Annotated in this window: 15 protein-coding genes; 7 read left to right on the top strand and 8 right to left on the bottom strand. The window is 72.2% G+C overall.

What is annotated here, in order from left to right:
• Nucleotides 1-13: 13 nt before the first annotated feature.
• Nucleotides 14-910 (top strand): aminoglycoside phosphotransferase family protein, encoded by an 897-nt coding sequence (locus tag ACZ601_RS29855; RefSeq protein WP_469543805.1) that lies wholly within the window; start codon nt 14-16, stop codon nt 908-910.
• A 148-nt stretch (nt 911-1,058) separates the two neighbouring features.
• Here ACZ601_RS29855 and ACZ601_RS29850 read toward each other — a convergent pair whose 3' ends face one another.
• Nucleotides 1,059-1,475 (bottom strand): winged helix-turn-helix transcriptional regulator, encoded by a 417-nt coding sequence (locus ACZ601_RS29850; RefSeq protein WP_440575472.1) that lies wholly within the window; start codon nt 1,473-1,475, stop codon nt 1,059-1,061.
• A 130-nt stretch (nt 1,476-1,605) separates the two neighbouring features.
• Between ACZ601_RS29850 and ACZ601_RS29845 the strand changes: the two genes are divergently transcribed.
• Together ACZ601_RS29845 and ACZ601_RS29840 are read left to right on the top strand one after the other, a co-directional pair.
• Nucleotides 1,606-2,550: an NADP-dependent oxidoreductase gene (locus ACZ601_RS29845; protein WP_469543801.1), complete on the top strand. Its 945-nt coding sequence runs from the start codon at nt 1,606-1,608 to the stop codon at nt 2,548-2,550.
• A 129-nt stretch (nt 2,551-2,679) separates the two neighbouring features.
• A complete protein-coding gene (locus ACZ601_RS29840) occupies nt 2,680-3,192 on the top strand; it encodes a tetratricopeptide repeat protein (protein ID WP_440575470.1) in 513 nt (170 codons plus the stop codon).
• Nucleotides 3,193-3,315: 123 nt separating this feature from the next.
• Here the strand turns inward: ACZ601_RS29840 and ACZ601_RS29835 are convergent, their stop codons facing one another.
• Complete coding sequence (locus ACZ601_RS29835; protein ID WP_469543798.1) at nt 3,316-4,623, bottom strand: MFS transporter; 1,308 nt, start codon at nt 4,621-4,623, stop codon at nt 3,316-3,318.
• A 102-nt stretch (nt 4,624-4,725) separates the two neighbouring features.
• Between ACZ601_RS29835 and ACZ601_RS29830 the strand changes: the two genes are divergently transcribed.
• Nucleotides 4,726-5,199: a winged helix-turn-helix transcriptional regulator gene (locus tag ACZ601_RS29830; protein WP_469543795.1), complete on the top strand. Its 474-nt coding sequence runs from the start codon at nt 4,726-4,728 to the stop codon at nt 5,197-5,199.
• A gap of 21 nt (nt 5,200-5,220) precedes the next feature.
• Here the strand turns inward: ACZ601_RS29830 and ACZ601_RS29825 are convergent, their stop codons facing one another.
• Nucleotides 5,221-6,198: a nitronate monooxygenase gene (locus ACZ601_RS29825; protein ID WP_469543792.1), complete on the bottom strand. Its 978-nt coding sequence runs from the start codon at nt 6,196-6,198 to the stop codon at nt 5,221-5,223.
• Nucleotides 6,199-6,332: 134 nt separating this feature from the next.
• Nucleotides 6,333-6,683, bottom strand: coding sequence for a winged helix-turn-helix transcriptional regulator (locus ACZ601_RS29820; protein ID WP_440578751.1), 351 nt, complete (start codon nt 6,681-6,683; stop codon nt 6,333-6,335).
• Nucleotides 6,684-6,737: 54 nt separating this feature from the next.
• Between ACZ601_RS29820 and ACZ601_RS29815 the strand changes: the two genes are divergently transcribed.
• Complete coding sequence (locus ACZ601_RS29815; protein WP_469543789.1) at nt 6,738-7,646, top strand: NAD(P)-dependent oxidoreductase; 909 nt, start codon at nt 6,738-6,740, stop codon at nt 7,644-7,646.
• A 73-nt stretch (nt 7,647-7,719) separates the two neighbouring features.
• On the opposite strand, the gene ACZ601_RS29810 is transcribed toward ACZ601_RS29815, so the two are convergent.
• The 4 genes from ACZ601_RS29810 to ACZ601_RS29795 all read right to left on the bottom strand — a co-directional run bounded on the left by ACZ601_RS29810 (nt 7,720) and on the right by ACZ601_RS29795 (nt 17,429).
• Complete coding sequence (locus ACZ601_RS29810) at nt 7,720-11,040, bottom strand: S8 family serine peptidase (RefSeq protein WP_469543786.1); 3,321 nt, start codon at nt 11,038-11,040, stop codon at nt 7,720-7,722.
• A gap of 98 nt (nt 11,041-11,138) precedes the next feature.
• Nucleotides 11,139-14,939, bottom strand: coding sequence for a S8 family serine peptidase (locus tag ACZ601_RS29805; protein WP_469543783.1), 3,801 nt, complete (start codon nt 14,937-14,939; stop codon nt 11,139-11,141).
• A gap of 206 nt (nt 14,940-15,145) precedes the next feature.
• Nucleotides 15,146-15,886, bottom strand: a complete 741-nt coding sequence (locus tag ACZ601_RS29800; protein WP_469543780.1) for a GntR family transcriptional regulator — start codon at nt 15,884-15,886, stop codon at nt 15,146-15,148.
• Between the two features lie 61 nt (nt 15,887-15,947).
• Nucleotides 15,948-17,429, bottom strand: a complete 1,482-nt coding sequence (locus tag ACZ601_RS29795; RefSeq protein ID WP_469543777.1) for an MFS transporter — start codon at nt 17,427-17,429, stop codon at nt 15,948-15,950.
• A 154-nt stretch (nt 17,430-17,583) separates the two neighbouring features.
• On the opposite strand from ACZ601_RS29795, the gene ACZ601_RS29790 reads away from it, so the two are divergent.
• Nucleotides 17,584-19,071 carry a sulfatase-like hydrolase/transferase gene (locus tag ACZ601_RS29790; RefSeq protein WP_469543774.1) on the top strand — a complete coding sequence of 496 codons (1,488 nt, stop codon included), beginning with the start codon at nt 17,584-17,586 and terminating at the stop codon, nt 19,069-19,071.
• Nucleotides 19,058-21,265, top strand: a complete 2,208-nt coding sequence (locus ACZ601_RS29785) for an arylsulfatase (protein WP_469543771.1) — start codon at nt 19,058-19,060, stop codon at nt 21,263-21,265. The genes ACZ601_RS29790 and ACZ601_RS29785 overlap by 14 nt, the downstream gene beginning before the upstream one ends.
• The last annotated feature ends 110 nt before the right edge of the window (nt 21,266-21,375 follow it).

The following is a 21,375-nucleotide window of genomic DNA, read 5'->3' as shown; positions in this document are numbered from 1 at the left end:
CGCAGGAGGTGTCGTGGCAATCGCGAGAACCGCGGAGATCCGACCGGAGATCGATGCCGCACTCGTCAGGCGCCTGATCGACACCCAGTTCCCGCGGTGGGCGGGACTGCCTCTGAAGCTGCTCGACCCGGCCGGCTCCGACCATGTGATCTACCGGCTGGGCGAGGAGCTGAGCGTCCGGCTGCCCCGCCATGCCGGGGCAATCGGCCAGGCCAGGAAAGAGTTCCAGTGGCTGCCCCGACTCGCCCCGCACCTTCCCCTGACCATTCCGGTACCGGTAGAGGTAGGGGAACCCGGCTTCGGCTATCCGTGGCCGTGGGCGGTGTCCCGCTGGCTCGAAGGCGAAGTGGCGACGGTCGACGCGCACGCCGACTCCACCGGGACCGCCGTCGAACTGGCACACTTCCTGGCCGCTCTACAGCGGTTCTCGCCCGACAGCACGCCCAGAACCGCCCACGAACATCTCAGCAGTTGGTCGTTGTCCGACCGGGATCACGCGACGCGGGCCGCCATCGCGAAGGTCGACGGCGTCTTCGACGCCGCGGCCATGACCGATCTGTGGGACGCGGCCATGAGCGCCCCCGGATGGGAGGGCCCTCCGGTGTGTTTCCACGGCGACTTCCACACGGGCAACCTGCTGACCGTCCACGGCCGCCTCAGCGCCGTCATCGACTTCGGCGGGCTCGGCGTCGGCGACCCGGCCTGTGACCTGATGATCGCCTTCACCCTGATGACGGCCGGCAGCCGAGCCGCATTCCGCAGCACGCTCGGCGTGGACGACGCCACATGGTTGCGAGGCCGCGGCTGGGCCATGGCCACCGGCCTGAACGCCTACACCTCCTACGCCGCCGTCAGCCCTCGGGTCGCCGCCCAGACCACCCGGCAGATCACCGAGGCGCTCATCGGCTGATGGGGGCATCGGTGCTTGGACCGCCGCATCGCGGCCCGCGCCCGCGCCGCCTTGGAGCCCGTCCGGTCCGTCCCTGTGCTGCCCGGGAACGCCACACCGCGCCGACTGCCACCTGAGCAGGCCGACGCGCGGCATCCCGCGAGCAGCGTCAGGGCAGCGGTTGGACCGGTTCCGCCATTCGCGCGTCGAAGCGGGCGCGGGCGGCGTGGATGGCGTGGGCGTGGTCGACAGCCCAGTCGGCGATGGCCGTGGTCAGTTCGCCCGCCGCGCCGCCCTCGGCGGTGAGCGCGTACTCGACACGGGGCGGGACGGTCGGGTAGACGGCGCGGGCGACCAGGCCGTCCCGTTCGAGTGTGCGCAGGGTCTGGGTGAGCATCTTCTGGGTGATGCCGTCGAGGATCCGCCGCAGCTCGTTGAAGCGCAGCGGCCGCTCGGCGCGGCGGAGGGCGGCGAGGACGTAGAGGGACCACTTGTTGGCCAGCACCTCGACCACGGTGCGGGACGGGCAGTCGCGGCGGTAGGCGGCGTACTCATCGGCGAGGGCACGGCGGGCGGCGACATCCATGAGGTCAGTATCCACCAGGTACCTGAATATCCACCAGGTACCTGAATATCAATCAGGTGCCTTCTTCCCAGCGGATACCGCTGGTGGCGAAGATGAATGCATCGCGCAGACGATCTTGTGGGAGGGAATCATGCGTAGCGTTCTGATCCGCTCGTTCGGTGGTCCGGGGGTCGTCGAGCTCGCCGAGGTGATGCCGGTGCCGCAGCCTGGGCCCGGACAGGTGCTGGTCCGTGTCGCGGCCGCCGGGGTTAACCCGGCGGACTGGCGGATCCGGGCCGGGGAGGTGCGCCGACTGGGGGAGCCGCCGCTGGGGCTGGGGCTGGACGTCGCGGGCACGATCGTGGCTGAGACCGCGGAGGGCGGCAGGTTCCGGGCCGGGGACCGGGTCTTCGGGGTGGTGGTGCCGCCGCAGGGGTCCTTCGCGGAGTACGTCGCCGTCCCGGAGACTGCTCTGGCACTGACCCCCGACTGCCTGGAGGACGCCGAGGCCGCCGCGCTGCCCGTCGCCGGGCTGACGGCCTGGCAGGCGCTGGTCGGCGCGGCACGGGTGCTCACGGGCGAGCGCGTGCTCGTTCACGCGGCCGCCGGCGGCATCGGCCACCTGGCCGTGCAGATCGCCAAGGCGCACGGGGCCCATGTCGTCGGGACCGCCGGGGCTGCCAACCAGGCGTTCCTGCGCGCCCTCGGCGTGGACGAGGCCGTCGACTACCGCACGCCGGACGTGTTCGCACGGTCGGAGCGGTTCGACGTCGCGCTCGACCCCCTCAGCGGGGCGAACGCGCTGCGCTCGCTGGACCTGCTGCGCCCCGGCGGCCGGCTGGTGGACGTGCGTGGCACCGGCGTCGACCGCACCGGGCTCCGTGAGCGGGCGGAGGCAGGCGGCGTGGAGCTGACGGAGCTGTACTTCCGCCCCGACGCAGCGGACCTCGGCGCGCTGGCCGACCTCGCGGCCAGGGGCGCGCTGCGCCCGCACCTCGGACGCGTCCTGCCGCTGGAACGCGCCGCCGAGGCGCTGGCCGAGGTGGAGCGCGGCCACGCCCGCGGGAAGGTGGTCCTCAGCGTCGCGGCGGGGTGACGCCGTCGACGCAGCGGACCAACTGGTGGCCGAGGTAACCGAAGTCGGCCGGTTCCACGACCGCCGCAGCGGCGGCGAGGCGCGATACGGTGCGTTGATCTTCAGGCTTGTACCAAGGGGGAAGAAGCGATGACGACCGACTTGACACCAGAGCTGGCCGAGGCGATCCAGCGCGGCTACGAGCAGCGCGACCGGGCGGACATGGCACCGACGATCGCCTATTTCCAGGCATTGCTCGCGGACCATCCCGACCACCCGGTCCTCGTGTACGAGGTGGCCGGCGCCTACGACACCGCGGGCGAGGAGGAGACCGCCCGCGGCTACTACGAGCGGGCACTCGCCCTCGGCCTCGACGGTGACGTCCTGCGCCGCTGCCTGTGCCAGTACGCCAGCACGCTGAGGTGGCTGGGCAAGCTCGACGAGTCGCTCGCGGTGCTCGATCGCGCCGCCGAGGAGTTCCCGGACTCCGACTCCGTCCGCGTCTTTCGCGCTCTGACTCTCAACGACGCCCATCGGGCGGACGAAGCGGTCGCCGCACTGCTGACCGTCGTCACCGGGCACGCCGAGGTCACCGACCTCGGGCGGTGGGCGGTCGGACTGCGCGGCCTCGCCCAGTGGCTCGCCGACGGCCGCCCCGAATAGCAGCCCTGAGACCGGCAGGGACCCGAGCGCCGCGATCGGGGCGCGGTAGGGGTTGTCGTTGTCGTCGCGGTGCGGCGGGTCCGGCTCGGAGCTCCGGCGACGGATGCAGGGTGCCGATGCCCACTAGCGAAGGGGAAGGGTGGGGGACGCGCTCGTGCGGCGGGTGAGCGCCCATACCGCCAGGGCGGCGACGGCGTAGGCCGCGCCCAGCAGGCAGGAGGCCCGCCAGCCGGCGGCGGCGTACGCCCATGTCGTGGTGGTGGCGCCGAGGGCGGAGCCGAGCGAGTAGAAGGCCATGTAGGCGCCGATGACGCTGCTGGAGCGTTCGGGGTGCGCGGCGGTGAGGAGGTGCTGGTTGCTCACGTGCACCGCCTGGACGGCGAAGTCGAGGAGTACGACGCCCGTGATGAGCGGCCACAGGCTCGGGGACGTCCACGCGGTGAGCGTCCAGGACACCGCCAGGAGCACCAGCGACCAGCCGGTGACGGCGTGGGCGTGGCCCGCGTCGGCCCAGCTGCCCGCGCGTGCGGCGGCCACCGCGCCGATGAGGCCGGCCAGGCCGAACAGCCCGATCACCGTCGTACCGAAGTGCCACGGCGCGGCCCCCAGCGGCAGGGCAAGGCCGCTCCACAGCGTGCCGAAGGAGGCGAAGAGGAAGAACGCGATCAGCCCTCGGCCGAGGAGGAGCCGGTCGGTGAGGACGAGACGTCCGGCGGCGGCCAGGACGTCCCGGTAACGGGCCCGCGCGGGCCGGGCGTCGGGGTGCAGGGTCAGGCAGGCGTCGGCGTGCGGGGTCAGCCCGGCGTCGGCGTGCAGGGTCAGGCAGGCGTCGGCGTGCGGGGTCAGCCCGGCGTCGGAATGCAGCGTCAGCCGGGCGTCGGAATGCAGCGTCAGGCGGGCGACCAGCGCGAGAGCCAGGCAGAGCACGGCGAGTACCGCGTAGACGGAGCGCCATCCGAGGCTGTCCCCCAGTACGCCCGCGAGCAGCCGGACGCCGAGGATCCCGAGCACCACCCCTGAGGTGACCGTACCGATGTTGCGGCCGCGCTCTCCCGGGGGCGAGGTGGCCGCGACGTAGGCGACCGTGATCTGCACGACCACCGCGAACAGGCCCGCGAGCGCCAGACCTGCCCCGGCCGCCACCCCGCCGGGAGCGAGGGACGTGATCGCCGCGCCCGTCCCGGTGAGGATCAGATGCCCGACGATCAGCGTGCGCCGGTCGAGTACGTCCCCGAGGGGCACCAGCAGGACGAGCCCGGCGAAGTAGCCGAGCTGGCCGGCCGCGACCAGCCGGCCCAGCTCCGGTCCGGCCAGCCCGAGTTCGCCGCCCGCGGACTCCAGTACCGGCTGGATGGCGTAGATCGTGGACACCGCCACCGCACACACCGCCGCCAGGACGAACCGCTGACCGCGCGTGATTCTCGACGGCATCCCCACCACCCCCATCGATTGGTTTCAATCTGCAACCGTTCGAGAGTAGGACATCACCGCTTGAGGCACAATGGTTTCAATCTGCAACTCACAGGGGGACCGATGACGGACGCGGTACCGACCGAGCGGGATGGGGCCGAGCTGGACTGGACCGATCCCGCGTGCCCCGTCGCGCGCACGGTCGATCTCGTGGGCGACCGCTGGAGCCTGCTCATCGTCCGGGACGCGATGGACGGCGCGGCGTCGTTCACCGACTTCCGCAACCGCCTCGGCGTCGCCCGCAACATCCTCAGCGACCGGCTCCGGAAGCTCACCGCGCACGGCATCCTGGCCACGAGCACGCCGCCCGGGGCCAAGCGCCACACCTACCGGCTGACCGAGTCCGGCCAGGAGCTGTTCACCGTCGTCGTCGCGCTCAGGCAGTGGGGTGAGCGGCACGCCTTCGCGCCCGGCGAGGAGCACTCCGTACTGGTCGACGACGACGGGCGGGACGTGCCCCGCTTCCGCGTTCTGGACCGGAGCGGCCGGCCCGTCACGGCGGCGACATCACGGGTGCGGAAGGTGGCCGGTGAGTGACGCCGCCGAGCCGCTCACCGCTCACCGCCCCTCGTGCGCGCGGTGTCTCCCCGCCCGCTCCAGGGCGTCGGCTGCCTGGGCCGCCAGTGCGGCGACGAGGTCGGCCGCGGGCGGCACGTCGGTGATGAGGTCGACGCCCTCGCCCGCCCATACCGGCACGGGCGGTACGGAGCCGTCGGCCACGTCGTCCCGATAGCGCTGCCGGGCCCCGGGGTCCGCCGCGAGTTCCTCCTCCCGGTCCCGCCACCGGTCCAGGTAGGGGTGGCCGAGGGTGCGAGCCGTGTACCGCTCCGGCCACCGCGACTCCCGGGCGATATCGAGAACGCGGCTGCGCTCCGTGTCCTGCCCACTCCCCCGCACGATCGCCTCGCCGGCCGAGGGGTCGGCCAGGGCCTCCGCCGTGGCCTGGAACCGGGTGCCGATGAGCGCCCCAGCGGCACCCAGGGCCAGGGCGGCGGCCACGCCCCGGCCGTCCGCGATCCCGCCGGCGGCCAGCACCGGCACGGGCCCCGCCAGGTCCACCACGACCGGCACGAACGGCAGGGTTGACCTTCCGCGCCGGGCACCGTGTCCACCGCTCTCGGTGCCCTGCGCCACGATGACGTCGGCGCCCATATCCACGGCCTGCCGGGCCTCCTCCACACCGGTGACCTGGATGATCAGCGCCGCACCCGCCTCGCGGACGCATCCCGCGAACGGGCCGGGGTCCCCGAACGACAGCATCACCGCCCGGGGCCCGCACTCCAGCACCCGCTCGACCGCGCCGATATCCGCCGCCCAGCTCAGGAAGCCGACGCCCCACGGCTCCGCCACATCCGCCATGAGCGGCAGTTCTCGGGCCAGCCAGTCCGGGTCGCCCATTCCGGCACCCAGCATGCCGAGCCCGCCGCCGCGCGAGACGGCCGCCGCCAGCGCGCCCCCGGCCGATCCGCCCATCGGCGCCAGCACGATCGGGTGCCGTACACCGAGCAACTCCGTGAACACAGTCGACAGTTCCATCCTGCCAGCATCGCCCGTACCCACCTTTTTGTGGGTACTTGGCAGCGGAACCCGCCGGGGCGAGCCTGGATACGGAAGACGGCGGGGCAACCCGTTCGGCAGGAAGCGAGGTTCGGGAAAGGAGGTGAGTCCGGTCAGACCGCCGGGGCGGAACCGGTCAGCCGGTCCAGGCGGCGGTGTCCCCAGTCGGACAGCGGCGCCAGCGCCTCGGAGAGTTCCCGCCCGAACGGGGTCAGGGAGTACTCGGTCCTGAGCGGCAGTTCGTCGTACACCTCCCGGTGCACGACTCCGTCGTCCGCCATCTCGCGCAGCGCCTGCGTCAGCACCTTCTCGCTGAGCCCCGGCAGCTGCCGCCGCAGCTCCCCCGGGCGGCACGGCCCCGACTCCAGCAGCCAGAGCAGGACGGTCTTCCACTTGCCGTCGATCACCGCGATCGCGGCCGTCACTCCGCAGACATTCGGGTCCTTCGCACGGCTGCGCGTCATCTCGGCCCTTTCACCACTTTCGTCAACGTTCGCACTTTCCCATGGAGTTGAACCATGTCCACATCCACTTCTACATCCTCCGGACAGCCTGCCGTCACCGTGCTCGGCCTGGGGCCGATGGGCCGTTGCCTGGCCCGTGCGTTCCTGGACGCGGGTCTGCGGACCACGGTCTGGAACCGCACACCTGGCCGGGACCGGGAGCTGCTCGAACGCGGCGCGGCCGGCGCCCCCTCGGCCGGGGAGGCGGTCGCCGCGAGCCCGCTGACCGTGGTGTGCGTCGTGAACTACGACGCGGCCGACGCCGTCCTGCGCAGCGATACGGTCGCGGCCGCGGCCAAGGGGCGCACGGTCGTGAACCTGAGCGCCGACACCCCGGAGCGGGCCCGGTCCACCGCGCAGTGGGCCGCCGCGCACGGCGTCCGCTACCTGGACGGCGCGATCATGACACCGACCACCACCATCGGGACCCCGGCCGCCGTGTTCCTCCACAGCGGCCCGGCCGAGCTCTACCGGGAGCACCGGCCGGTACTGGAGGCGCTGGGCGGCACCCACACCCATCTGAGCGAGGAGACCGGCCGGGCGGCCGCGTACGACATCGCGCTCCTGGACATCTTCTGGACCGCGATGACCGGCTTCGCCCACGCCCTCGCGGTGGCACGGGCGGAAGGGATCACCGCCCGCGAACTGGCCCCGTTCGCCAAGGGAATCGGCGCCATCCTGCCCCCGCTCTTCGAGCAGTACGCGGGGGCGCTGGACGACGGGGACTTCTCCGGCGACGACAATCCCCTCACCTCCGCGGCATCCTCCATGGCCCATATCGCCCACGCCTCCGAGGCCCACGGCATCGACGCGGGCGTGATGCGCGCGGCCGGGGAACTGGCGCGGCGGGCCATCGCCGACGGACACGGCGCCGACGGCTTCGTCCGGATCGCGGAGCTGCTCGGACGCCTCGGTCCGGCGTGATCCCGACGCGAGGCCCTACCCGAGGAACGCCGGGACCGCCGTCCGCCGCGCGACGGCGGTCTGTCGACACGCCCTACCCGGACGCTGACCCGCCGAAGGCCGCCTTCGCCTCTCCGGAGCAGTGGTCTGTGCCCGCGTCGCACAACCTGTACGTGTACGAGGGCAGCCGGCGGCCGGTGATCAGGTCGGTGAAGCGTCCGGTGTTCGGCACGGTGGCCACCACCTTGCCGTCCCGGACCACCTGGACCTTCGCCGCCGTCGCCCCGTTCCAGGTGAGGGCTGCCGTGCGCAGGAGCCTGCCCGGGTTGGCCGTGGCGGTCAGCTCGAAGCGGGCGCCGACCCTGACCTTGACGACCCGGCCGGGCGCGGTCTTCGTACCGAAGTACGCGTAGGCGCCGTGCGGGTCGATCACGCCGGAGATCAGCCCGTCCTCGTTCTCGCCGAGCGTCACGTAGCCCGTGGACTCGAAGCGTTCCAGGTCGATGGTGACGACATGGCCCGGCACCTCCAGCGTTCCGAAGGCCGCGAAGCGTCCCGCCGGGTCCATCACCGCCGAGAAGAACGCGCCGCCGCCGGACGGAGCCAGGGCCCCGTCCCGGGTGAAGGACGTGAGGTCGATCCGGACGATCTTTCCGCTGCCGCCCTCTCCGGTGCCGAAGTAGGCGTGGCTGTCGTCGGGCGCGATGACCGCCGACCGCAGTGGCCCCTCGCCCGGAGGGAGGGTGAGCGAGCCGGTCTGCTCCATGGCCGCCAGGTCGATCCTGACGACGCGGCCCTGCGGACTGGTCACCGTGCCGAAGTAGGCGAACTCACCTTTGGAGTCGATGACTCCGGCGTCCAGGAAGTCGTCGCCGGCGCCCAGGGTGACGGCCCCGACACGGGTGAACGTGGCCAGGTCGACCTTGACCAGCCGCCCGGGTTCCGTGCCGGTCCCGAAGTAGGCGTACTTCCCCGCCGGGTCCATGAGCGCCGAGCGGATGTTGCCGTCGTCCGCGCCGAGCGCGATGATCTTGTCCAGTGTGAAGGTCTCCAGGTCGACGCGGACGATCCGGCCCGGGTAAGCGGCGACCGCGAAGTAGCCGTACTTACCGGCCGGGTCGATGACCGCGTCCTGCATGATCTTCTGACCGACCCCCACCGAGAGCGTGCCGACCTTCTTGAAGGTTTTCAGGTCGACCTTGGTGATGTAACCGGGCAGTGGGTCCCGGGGGTTGTCGGTGCCGAAGTAGGCATACCGGCCCTCGGGGTCGATGGCCGCGGCGTGCAGGTCCCGCTGGAGGACGGACGTGCTCACCGCACCGGTGCGGGCGGGTATCGCGGTACCGCTGCCGTGCACGCGCACGGTGTGCACCAGGCCCTGCGCGTCGTCGAGGAGGGTGATCTTCCCGTCCTGGCCGGTCTTCTCTGTGGGCCGGAAGGTGAGGTCGAGCGTGCAGTGCTCCATGCGCTTCAGCCGGAAGGGCGCCTTGCCACAGGTGCCCGGGTCGGCCACGAACGCACCGTCGTGGTCGGTGACGTGGAGGACCGTGACCGGATTGCTGCCGAGGCTGGTCAGGGTGACGGCGACGGGGCCGCCGGTGGTGCCCATGGGGACGGTGCCGAAGTCGGCGTCGTCCGGGGTGACGGACAGGACCTTTCCGGGACGGGCCGGCAGCCGGATGTCGGCCGTGGCGACGGCTGCCTCGGTGATCGTCGCCTCTGTCTTCGTGGTGGTGTAGGCCGGGGAGGACGCCGACACGGTGTAGTCGCCGACGGTGGCGAGCACCGTGTAGCGGCCGTCCGCGCCGGTCGTCACAGGCAGGCCCACCGGGTCACCGGAGGAGCTGAGTTGTACGGTGGCGCCTTCGACCGGCTCGCTGGTGGCCGCGTCGGTGACCGTGCCGCTCAGGGTGCCGGTCGTGCCGCGCGGCGCCTTCTCGACGGCCGCGTGGATGTCCAGCCTGCCCTGCCCGTACACGTTGTTGTTCTCGGCGGTGCCGCCGCAGGAGACGTCTGAGACGTCGACGGCGGTCTCGTCGAGGAGGCGGCGGGTCGCGTCGATGTCCCGGGCGACCGCCGGGGCGGCCGACCACAACAGGGCGATGGAGCCAGCCACATGGGGTGCGGCCATCGACGTGCCGCTGCCGACCGCGTACGTGCCGCCGGGGTAGGCGGAGCGGATGGCGACCCCCGGTGCCGAGACGTCCGGCTTGATCAGGTCGTCGCCGAACTCCGAGGGGCCACGGCTGGAGAAGGAGGCTGCGTTGCCGTCGGCGTCGAAGGCGCCGACCCCGTAACTCTCCTTCAGGTTGCCCGGGTTGCCGTCGGTTCCGCAGTCCGGGCCCTCGTTGCCGTTGGAGAAGACCGGGAAGATCCCTGCCGCCACCCACGCCTGCACGGTCTGCTCGAACCACGGGTCGGCGCCTGCGGCGGCGCTGCCCCACGAGTTGTTCACGACGTGCGGGCGCAGGTCGGGGCGTGGGTTCCTGCCGTAGGCGTCGGTGGGGGCGAGCATGAACTGACCGGCGGCCAGCAGGTCGCGCTGGGCGCAGGTGCTCGACGAGCAGCCCTTGGCGGCGATCCACTTGGCGCCGGGCGCCACGCCCACGTGGTTGCCGGTGCCGCCGTCGCCGACCATGGTGCCGACGGTGTGGGTGCCGTGCCCGACGTTGTCGCAGGGCGTGGAGACGACGATGCCGCAACTGACGGTCGTGTCGTACCAGTTGTAGGCGTGGGTGAACGTGCCGTCGCCGTTGTTGCCCCGGTACTGCTTCACCAGCGCCGGGTGGTCGTACTGCACCCCGGAGTCGATGCTGCCGACGACGACGCCCTCACCGGTGGCCTTGTAGTCCTTCCACACCTGGGGCGCGCCGATCCGGTCGACGCCCCACTCGACGTCGTCGACGGTCGGCTCGTCCTGCGTCTCGGTGAGCTTCGGCAGGGCGTAGGTGCGATCGCCGGTGACGCGTTCCACGTCCGGCAGCGCGGTGATCCGCTTCAGCAGCTTCGCGTCGCCCTTCACCTCGACGGTGTTGGCGATCCAGAAGGGCGTGTACGAGGCACCGGTGTCCCGCAGCAGGTCGATGAGGGCGGACTGGCTGGTCCGGGCCGTCTCCTGGAGGCGGCTGTGCACCTCGCGCCCCTGCCGCGCCCGGTCCTTGATCTGCGCGGCACCCTTGAGGTCGGCCTCGTCGCTCAAGTAGACCCAGAAGGTCGAACTGCCGCCGTCCGCAAGATCTTTGGTCAGGGCGTGCTCGACGGAGGGCCCGGCGGTGCCGGCCGGGGGTGCGGCCTGGGCGGTCGCGGCGGCGGGGAGCCCGGTCGCCGCGAGACCCACGGTGAGCAGGAGTCCCAGGGCGCGAGGCAAGGTGCGTCGCGGCGTCCCGGTGCCCGGTCTGCCTGATCTCGGTGTCATGGAGGTTCGAACCCTTCCTGGTAGGCATGCTCGTGCGGTGCGCCGTCTCCTCGGGTGGTTCCGGGTGGTTCCGGGTGGTTCCGGGTGGCCCCGGCCGGTCAGCGCCGCAGCGCGTACGCCCGGACCACGGTCTGCTCGGTGCGGCTGCCGGCGTCGTCCCATGCGGTGACCCGGAGCGTGACGTGTTCCGCGCCGGTGCGCGGGTGGTGCAGGACGGTGGTGGCCGATCCGTCGGCGCGTACGTGCGGCCGTACGGAGCCGCTCCAGGTCGCGCCGTCGTCGTACGAGGTCTCGACGCGCATCCCTGTAACGCGCGGACCCCGGTAGCCGTCGGGGCGCAGGGTGCTGACGCGCACCGGGAGGGCCCGGCCGGCCCGCGCGCTGTTCGCGCCGTCCACCCCGAGGTCGTAGCCGAAGAGGATCACCGGCAGGACGCCGCACGGATGGTCCGGGCCGTAGACCTCGGTGCAGCCGGGCGCGGTGGCACCGGCCTTCGGCGCCTTCGAGCGGAAGGTGTACGTGGTGTCGGTGCGAACGCCGAGGGTTTCCAGTGCGTTCGTCCGGCGGACCACGCTCTGGTCAATGCGGTACTCGGCCTCCTCGGGCACGAACAGCTGCGCCGCGGGCACCTGTCGGCCGTCACGGCGGTACGTGAATGTGCTTGTGGAGACGCCCATGCCGTAGTGGGCGGGGTCGCCGTCGCCGTACGGTGCCAGCAGGAAGCCGGCCCCGAGGTCCGAGCGGCACAGGGCACAGCTGATGCGGCGCGGCAATGTGGGGTGCATGGGCGCGCCGCCCCAGTCGCGGGTCAGGGTCGCGCGGGCGCGGTGGCTCGCCGGGTACTCCTCCAGGTAGGTGTCGGACAGGTCGGACGCCCGGACCGTCTGCGCGTACTGGCTGTCGGCGGCGTACACGTAGTCGGTACGCGTACCGGGGGCGAGGTGCCGGGCCCCGATCCGGAAGGTGGCCTTCTCCCACGGATGCCGGACCGTCAGGACGTCGTCGGCGATCCGGGCGTCGCCGTCCGCGTGGAAGGTGTTGACGAGCCGGGCGAACCGGTCCGGGCGGGTGGTGAGGGCGGTGTGCTCCGGGATGGCGCCGGCTGCGTGGAACGGAGCGGTGTAGGTGAAGCGGCTGTCGGCGCGGCCGTTGAAGGTGACCGTCACCGGGCCCTTCGCGAGGGCGGCGAGGAGCTCGGCGCCCTGTTCACGGTTGACGGCGAGGCCCGGGACGGTGCTGTTCCCGTCGTCCTGGACGAGAGTGGTGCCCTCGGTGGGGCGGATGGCGAGGACAGCGGCGGCGTGGTGCCGGGCGGCGGTGGCGAGGGTCGGCACGAGCCAGCCGTTGGTGCGGACGACCGCCAGTCTGCCGGTCAGGTCGCGGCCCGCGTAGTCGGCCTCGGTGCCGCTGCCCACGTCGATGGCGGTCAGCTTCCGGTTTCCGGTCAGCCGCTGTCCGAGGTCGGGGGTGAGGAGGTCGAGGCGGTGGGTCGTACGGCCTGCCGCCCTCCACGTGCCCTGGACGAGCGGGTCGCGGAGGTGGTGTTCGGCGGTGAGGTCGAAGGTGCCCTGCCGGGCAGTGGTCTGCGAGGTGATGGCCCCGTACCGGGTGGTGCGGTCGCTGACGCCGTTGGCGATCCCGATGGCGGCGGTGGCGCCGTCGTCCAGCGTGCGGCGGGCGGTGACGCCGAGGGCGGCGCGCTCCAGGGGGTCGCGTTCGCCGTCCACCCGGGCGGTCAGCTCATGGGCCCGGCGCGCGTCGATCCGTACGGTGCGGTCGCCGTCGACGGTGAGCTCCGGCTCGGCGAAGGTGTCGACGGCCAGCGGGCTGCGGTTGGCGTCATAGGTGGTGACGAGGGCCTGCAGGGCGTAGTCGCCCTCCGGCAGCCGGGCCTGCCAGGTGTCCTCGCCCATGAAGGTGAGGCTCTGGAGTTCGGCGTCGCCGGTGGCGAGGCCGAGGATCTGGAGGTTGGTCTGGCCGCCGGCCTTGCCGTCACGGCCGGTGAAGGTGAAGTCGACCGTGTGCTTGGGGGGTTGCTCGGTCCAGCCGACCGCGGTGGTCAGGCCGGTGCCGCCGCCGGTGGCGGTCAGGTAGCCGTCGTAACGACCGGTGCCGGTACGGGTGGGGTCGACGGTGAGGGTGACGGTCGCACTGTCGTGGGCGGGGACGGTGACCGTGTCGGCGGAGAGGGTGGCGCCGCCTTCGGGGACCGTGGCACCGCGCCCCGGATCGAGGCTCAGGGCCAGGGTGACCTCGTGGTCCCCGTCGTTGGTGTAGACGACGTCCCGGCTCACGGCCTGCTGCTGTTCGCGCAGGTCGCCGAAGTCGGCGGTCCCGGTCGCGGTGACCGACTGGGCGGAGGCCCGGTCGACGGCGACCCGGCCGGTGCCCTGCTCGTAGACGTCGATGTCGGGGGCGGTCTTCGCGGCGGAGACCAGCGCGTCCTTGAGCCGGGCCGCCCGCCACCGCGGGTGCTGCTGGGCGAGCAGTGCCGCCGCGCCCGCCACGTGCGGGGTGGCCATGGAGGTGCCGTCCAGGCCGGTGTAGTACTCACCCGCGTCCGTACCGATGTGGGTGCCCGCGGCCCTGGCAGCGACGATCCCGACGCCCGGCGCGGTGATCTCGGGCTTGAGCGCGCCGGAGGCGGTCGGACCCCGGCCCGAGAAGGCGGCGAGGCGGTCCTGGCTGTCGACCGCGCCCACGGCCAGCGCGGTCCGGGCGGTGCCGGGGCTGGCTACGGTGGACCGGCCGGGTCCGGTGTTGCCGGCCGCGATCACGAACAGCGCCCCGGAGGACTCGCTGAGCGCGTCGACGGCCTCGCTGAGTATGTCGCTGCCCTCTTCGGTGGGCGCGCCGAGGCTCATGGAGACGATGTCGGCGCCCTGGTCGACGGCCCACTCCATGCCGGCGATGACCGTGGACTCGTCGCCGTTGCCCGTGTTGTCGAGCACCTTCCCGACGAGGAGTCCGGCGCCCGGCGCGACGCCCTTGTACTTCCCGCCGGACGCTGCGCCGCTGCCCGCCACCGTGCTCGCCACGTGTGTGCCGTGCCCGCGCCCGTCCTGCACGTCCTGGCCGGGGATGAAGCTCTCCGAGTCCAGGACCCGGCCGTCGAAGTCGGGGTGCCCGAAGTCGATCCCGGTGTCCAGCACCGCGACCTTCACCCCGCTGCCGTCGTACCCGCTCCTCCACACCTCGGGTGCGCCGATCTGCGGCACGCTGACGTCCAGGGTCGCCCGCACCCTGCGGTCCGGTCGTACCACCGCCTCCGGCCCGTCAAGCACGGCGCGGCAGAACGCGTGCAGCGACTCCTTGCCGACGTCCACGGCGGTGGCGCCGATCGAGGTGAGCGGGGTCCGGTGCGTGACGCCGGGGACATCGGCGGCGCGCGCCGCGAGGGTGGACTCGGCCGGGGCGCCCGGGTAGTCGACGATCAGCGGCAGCGTGTCGCGCCCGGCGCCGCCCTGCCCGTCGGCGGCGAGCCGGGTCACGTTGAACAGCTCCCGGTCGAGCCGCCCGGAGGCCAGCCCCTCCCCCGCGCTGTCCGGGATGACGTAGGTGTCGCCCGACGGCCCTTCCTCGGTACGGAAGGTGGTGGCCGTCCCCGTAACCGGCTGGGCGTCGACCGAGACGCGGCCTCCGGCGTCGGTACTGACGGTGACCGTGTCCCCGGTGACAAGGGTGACCGTGTCGCTGTGCGGGGCCCCGGCCGTGGTGCTCCGGGTGCTGACGGCGACGGGCGGGGCTCCGGCCGCCGCAGCTGCCCCGCCCGGTAGCACGGGGCAGAGGAGGGCGAGGGCGAACGCGGTGCTGAGGACGGTGGTGCGGAGCGATCCGGCGCGGCGCGGGGCTGGTCCGCGCGTGCTTCGTCCGGTGCGCGGGACAGGGGCGGTGTGCATCGCGGCCTCCTGGCGGGGTGCGGCCGCGGCATCGGCTGCCGGGCGACGGACGAGCGGGAGCACGGGCACGGGCCGGGCGACCGCTCGAACGGCCGGGTGGTCCGGTGCCGGTCATCCTGGGGCCGACGTCGCGGTGAGGCATAGGAGTTGCCGGTGGCGAGGGTGCGACATGTCGCCTCTTCGCCAGGGGCCGCACGGTGGGGGCGCTACACCTCCGCCGCCGTGAACGCCCGGCGGATCGTCAGGTCCACCACGCTCGTGTCGAACTGCACGATCGAGTAGACGACGGCCGAGCCGCCGGTGGTGTAGCAGGTCTGGGTGATCTGTACGAGCGGGACCGGCTGCGGGCGTGCGGCCGTGGCGAAGGCCTCTCCGGAGAGAGCGCCCTGGAGCTTGCCCTCCATGCGGTGCAGGGTCTCGCCGGACTGCTGCCTGAGGAGGCCGATGAAGTCGACCTCCACGTCGTGCAGACGGGTCAGGTCCACAGGGCGCCCGCCGATCGTCTTGAGGCACCAGTCGCGCAGGTGGACCGCGGGCAGGCCGTCGACCGTGAAGACGCGCTCGACGTACCAGGTCTCCGCGTCCTCGGGCAGGTCGAGGCGGGCCGCGATCTCCGGGTCGGGCCTGACCGAGGCGTGGTTCCAGTGGGAGAGGCCGGGTTCGTGGCCCGCGTTCGTGATGATCTCCTTGACGGGGATGATGTCGGTGACGCTGAAGGAGGCCGGCGGAACCGGGGCGAGGACGGTCGTGCCCACGCCCCAGCGCCGCTGGACGAGCCCTTCGGAGACGAGGAGGGCGACGGCCTCGCGGACGGTGTTGCGGCTCAGGCCGATCCGCCGGGCGAGTTCGGTCTCGGGGGGCAGCCGGTCCCCGGGGCTGTAGTCGCTGTTGATGAGCGTGCGGAGCTCTTCCGCAGCCTGGGCGCGGAGCGTACGTAGCCGTGTCAAGGGTTCTCCATCGTCATGAGCCGCCCGCAGCCGGCCGTGCCGTGCGTCGGTCCCGATGAATCTAGTGCCGTGGGGCGGGCGAGCCGGACGCGGCGCCCGCCGTGGCCGGTGCGGGCCCGTCCTGCTCCACCGCGCCGACGTGGGCCCGGGGGATGAGGAAGGAGACGAGCAGACCGAGGAAGGCCAGCCCTGTGCAGGTCCACAGCGCGGTGGCGTAACCGCTGTGGGTGGCGGCTCCGTTCACCTGGTGCTGGGTGATGATGCCGCTGCTGACCGCGATGCCGAGCGAGGCTCCGATACCGAAGGCGGCGGTGTTGAAGCCGGTCAGCGCGCCGGGCGCCTCGGCGGAGGACAGGAGCACGCCCAGGCCGTCGAGGGCGGTGAGGACCAGGCCGGTGTAGCAGGCGCCGAGCAGCAGCGTCATGGCGAAGGCGACCTTGGAACTGTCGCTGAACGCGGCCAGCACGGCGAGGCCGGCGACCGTGATGACCAGGCCGGTGAGCAGGATGACGCGCCAGCCGATCCTGGGCGCGTACGTCCCGGCGATCGGGGCGAAGGCGAAGCCGACCAAGGAGACCGGCATGGTGTAGAGCAGCGCCGCCGTGGTGGCGCTCATGCCGAAGCCGCCGCTCGCGTTCTGCGCGAGCAGGGGCAGCACGAACAGCGTGGCAGCGCCCGCGCCGGCGAGCGTGAGGATGTTGGTGAGGAGCAGCGGCCACGCCTTGCGCGAGGCGAGTTCGGTGGTCCGGATCAACGGCTCCTTCACCCGCTTCTCGACGAGGGGGAAGCTGCACAGGAAGACGAGGCCGCCGACGAGGGCTGCGAGGGTGCCGGGGCTCGACCAGCCCCACTTGCCGCCCTGGGACAGGGTCAGCGAGAGGCCGGCCAGGCCGAGGGCGATGACGATCGACCCCTTCCAGTCGAGGCGCCGCTTCTCGGCCGGGGTGAACTCGGGTACGACGAAGTAGACGCAGGCGACCGCCGCCAGGGTGAAGCCCACCATGCACCAGAAGACACCCCGGTAGCCGAAGGAGTCCACGATGCTGCCGCTGACGACGGCCTCGACGCCGCCGAGGCCCGCCTTGATGGCGGCGATGACCGCGAGCGCCTTGCTGAAGGTCTTGAGGTCGAGCAGATCGTGGAGGATCAGGAAGGCGAAGGCGAAGACGGCGCCGCACATGCCGGACAGGGCGCGGCCGGCGATGTAGACGCCCACGCCCGGTGCGAGCGCCACGATCACGTTTCCGACGACGAGCATGACCAGGCTGAACAGGAGGGCCCGGCGCCGCCCCGTCCAGTCGCTGACCCGGGTCACGACGATGGCCGAGATGGCGCCGACGATCGAGAAGAGGGTCTGCGCGAGGCCGACGGTCGCCGTGTCGGTGTGCAGACTCTCGATGATCTTCGCGTTGGCCGGGCCGACCATCGTGTTGTTGAGCTGATAGCTGCCCACGGCAAGCAGGAGAGCCGTCACCAGCCATGCGGTGGCCGGGCGCCGGCTCGCCGGTGTGCGGCGTCCCGGTGTGCGATCGACGGAGGTCATCGAGGGCTCCTCAGTACAGAGCTACGAGATTGGACCTCTGGTGGTCCAATGCTTCGGCCATGTAAGGGCGCGTACGCCCGCCTGTCAAGGGATGGACATCCAGAGGTCCAATCTTTAAATTGTGAGGGCGTTTCAACAGAGCTGGAGTCCGTACATGACGTCGAACATCCTTGTCTTCCTCACCGACGACCACGCCCAGTGGGCCGCCGGCTGCTACGGGAATTCCGAGGTGCAGACCCCCAATCTGGATCACCTCGCGCAGACGGGCGTGATCTTCGACAACGCCTACACCCCTTCCCCGGTCTGCTCTCCGGCCCGAGCCTCCTTCTTCACCGGCCGGCTGCCCTCGCAGCACGGTGTGCACGACTACCTCGCCGAGGCGGACCCCGAGGTCCGCTCCACCGCCTGGCTCGCCGGTGAGCGCCTGATCAGCGAGGCCCTCCAGGAGCGGGGCTACGTCACCGGGCTGAGCGGCAAGTGGCACCTGGGCCACGGCGAGTGCCCGGCACGCGGCTTCGACTTCTGGTACTCGCGCAGCGCGCCCGTCTCCGAGGCGGAGGCCTACCACACCCCCTGGCAGCGCACCGAGCCCGTCGAGAAGCGCTATGACCGGCATGCCATCACCGACCGCGCCATCGAGTTCCTGCGCCACCGGGACGAGGACAAGCCGTTCTTCCTGTTCGTCGGCCACCTCGCCACCCACAGCCCGTGGTCCGGGGCTCCCGAACGACTGGTGAACCGCTACCGACGGGCCACGTTCCGGGACATCCCGGAGGACGTCACCCACCCCTTCGGCCGCCCTCGCTCGGAGTCGCTGTACCCGTCGCGCGACGACCCGCGCGAGGCGCTCGCCCAGTACTACGCCGCCGTGACGGACATCGACGACCAGGTCGGCCGGGTTCTGGACGAGCTCGACTCCCTGGACCTCCGCGAGGACACCCTGGTCATCTACACCAGCGACCACGGCCTCAACATGGGCCACCACGGGATCTGGGGCAAGGGCAACGGCACCCTGCCCTACAACGTGGTGGACGAGTCCATCCGCGTACCGCTCATCGTCAACCACCCCGGATCGATCCTCGGCGGCCAGCGGCGCAGGGAGAACGTCAGCCACCTCGACACCTTCCGGACCCTGCTCGACACCGCCGCCGCCGAGCTGCCCGGTGAACCATCGACCCCGTACCCGGGCCGCAGCTACCGCGACGCCCTGCTCGGCGCGCCCCTGCCCGAGGCAGGCGACCTGGTCTTCGCGGAGTACGGGAACCTGCGCATGGTGCGCTCGGACCACCACAAGCTGGTCCGGCGCTTCCCGGACGGCCCGCACGAGATGTTCGACCTGGACCACGATCCGCGCGAGACGGTCAACGTGATCGACGCCCCCGGGCTGCGTGATCGGCGCGACGAGCTGGACTCCGCCCTGAACACGTACTTCGCCGCCCACGAGGAGCCGGGCCGGGCCGGTACCCACGTCCTCGACCAGCCGCGCCACAACAGCGACGAGGCGTGGCGCGACGACCGGCCACCCGTCCTCGTCGAGTCCAGCCAGTGGCTCGACAACCTGGAGGCACGCATCCAGGAGAGGCGCCGCAAGGACCGCGAGAGCACCGTCCCGACCACCGGAGGCACCAGTGAGCTCCACTGACCCCGCACCGGCCCCCGGCCGCACAGCCGCCGAGTCCACACCGTGGTGGCCCGCCCCTCCGCCGCCCGGCCGGCCCAACATCCTGACGGTGGTCCTCGACGACACCGGCTGGTCCGACTTCGGCTGCTACGGCTCCGAGATCCGCACGCCCACCATCGACGCACTGGCGGAGAACGGGCTGCGCTTCACCAACTTCCACGTCAACCCCATGTGCTCGCCCACCCGCGCGAGCCTGTTCACCGGCCGCAACAACCACCGGCTCGGCATGCGCTTCATCGCGGACACCGACACCGGTTTCGCCAACTCGCGCGGCAGGATCGACCCGGACGTCCCGCTGCTGCCGGACCTGCTGCGCCCGCACGGCTACGGCTCGTACCAGGTGGGCAAGTGGCACCTGGCCCCCGGGCACGAGATCACGCCCGCGGGACCGTACGACAACTGGCCGCTGCGCCGCGGCTTCGACCGCTTCTACGGGTTCATGGGCGGGGCCACCGACCAGTACTCCCCGGAGCTCTTCGAGGACCACCACCCGGTCCCGCCGTCGCAGGACCCGGACTACCACCTGTCGGCCGACCTCGCCGACCGTGCACTCTCGTACCTGCGCGAGCACCGCACGTACCGCTCCGCCGGCCCGTTCTATCTGAACCTCGCTCTCGGTGCCACGCACGCACCGCTCCAGGCTCCCCGCGCGTACATCGACCGCTACCTGGACGTGTTCACCAAGGGCTGGGACCGCACGCGCGTCGACCGGCTGCGCCGCCAGACGGAGGCCGGCCTCGTGCCCGGGGGCACGGAGCTGACCGAGCGCAATCCCGGCGTCGCGCCCTGGGACGAACTGACCGAGGACCAGCGCAACCTCCACACCCATCTGCAGGCCGTCTACGCCGGGTTCCTGGAGCACGCCGACGCCCAGCTCGGCCGGGTCGTCGACGCCCTCCGGGCCTGGGGCGAACTCGACAACACCATCGTCATGGTGCTCTCCGACAACGGGGCCAGCCGGGAAGGCGGCCCGCAGGGCGCGGTCGACGTCAACGCCCCCTACAACGGCATCCCCCAGACCGTCGAGCAGGAGCTCTCCCGCCTGGACAAGCTCGGTGGTCCCGAGGGCCCCGCGCACTACCCGGAGGGCTGGGCGACGGCGAGCAACACCCCGTTCCGGCTGTACAAGCAGTACACCGACCTCGGCGGCGTACGCGTTCCCCTGGTCGTGCACTGGCCGCGCGGCATACCCGAACGCGGCGCGATCCGCGACCAGTTCGTGCACGCCATCGACGTGGCGCCCACCCTGCTCGAAGCCGTCGGCATCGCCTTCGACGCATCGAGGTTCGACGGCCGCAGCGTCAGCGCCGTACTCGCCAACGCCACCGCTCCCGCCCCCAGGAACACCCAGTACTTCGAGATGCTGGGACATCGTGCGCTGTGGCACGAGGGCTGGAAGGCGGTCACCACGCATGTCCCCGGCACGTCCTACGAGGACGACGTCTGGCGCCTGTACGACACCCGGCGGGACTTCTCCGAGTGCCACGACCTGGCGGCACTCCAACCCGGCCGGCTGGCCGGCCTGTGCCGGATGTGGGAGGAGGAGGCCGCGCGCCACGGGGTGTTCCCGCTGGACGACCGCCCCCTCAAGGAGCTGCTGGCGCTGCACACCGGGCAGGGGACCCACGGCGCCGGGCACATCCGGCTGGAGGCGGGCGCGTCGCACGTCCCCGCGCCCACCCGCGTCACGGGAAGCAACCGGTCGATGCGCGCGACGGCACTGCTGCGCCGCACCGCCGACGGCGTCCTGCTGGCCGCCGGCACCGCGGCGGGCGGCTACGTGCTCTACATCAAGCACCGGCATCTGGTCTTCGAGCACCACCTGCTGGGCGACCGCGTCGTCTGTTCCTCACCCTCCCCCCTGCCCACCGCCACGCTCACGGCCGGCTTCCGGCTGCGGTGCCGCGACGACCGGTCGGCGCGCGTCACACTGGAGGCGGGAGGCGTACCGCTCGCCGACGCGGAGATACCGATGACGGCCGGACGGCTGTCCGGCTACGGCCTCGACGTCGGACGGGACACCGCGAGCCAGGTGTCCGCCGCGTACGCGGGCGAATTTCCCCAGCCGGGGGACGCACTGGTCCACGTGGACCTGCGTTTCACGGGCCCGGAGGACATCGAGGAGGTCGCCGACACCATGGAAGCCGTCGAGTGAGCCACCGGCGCACCTGACCGAAGATGCCGCACGGTCATGGTGACGATCTCCCGGGGGGTACCGGCCGTCCGGTGCTCCTCGTCGACGGCTTCCCGACGAAGAAGGCAGCG

Source organism: Streptomyces sp. NPDC104307 (genome assembly GCF_055584045.1).
This window is presented reverse-complemented; position numbering and strand designations above follow the sequence as displayed.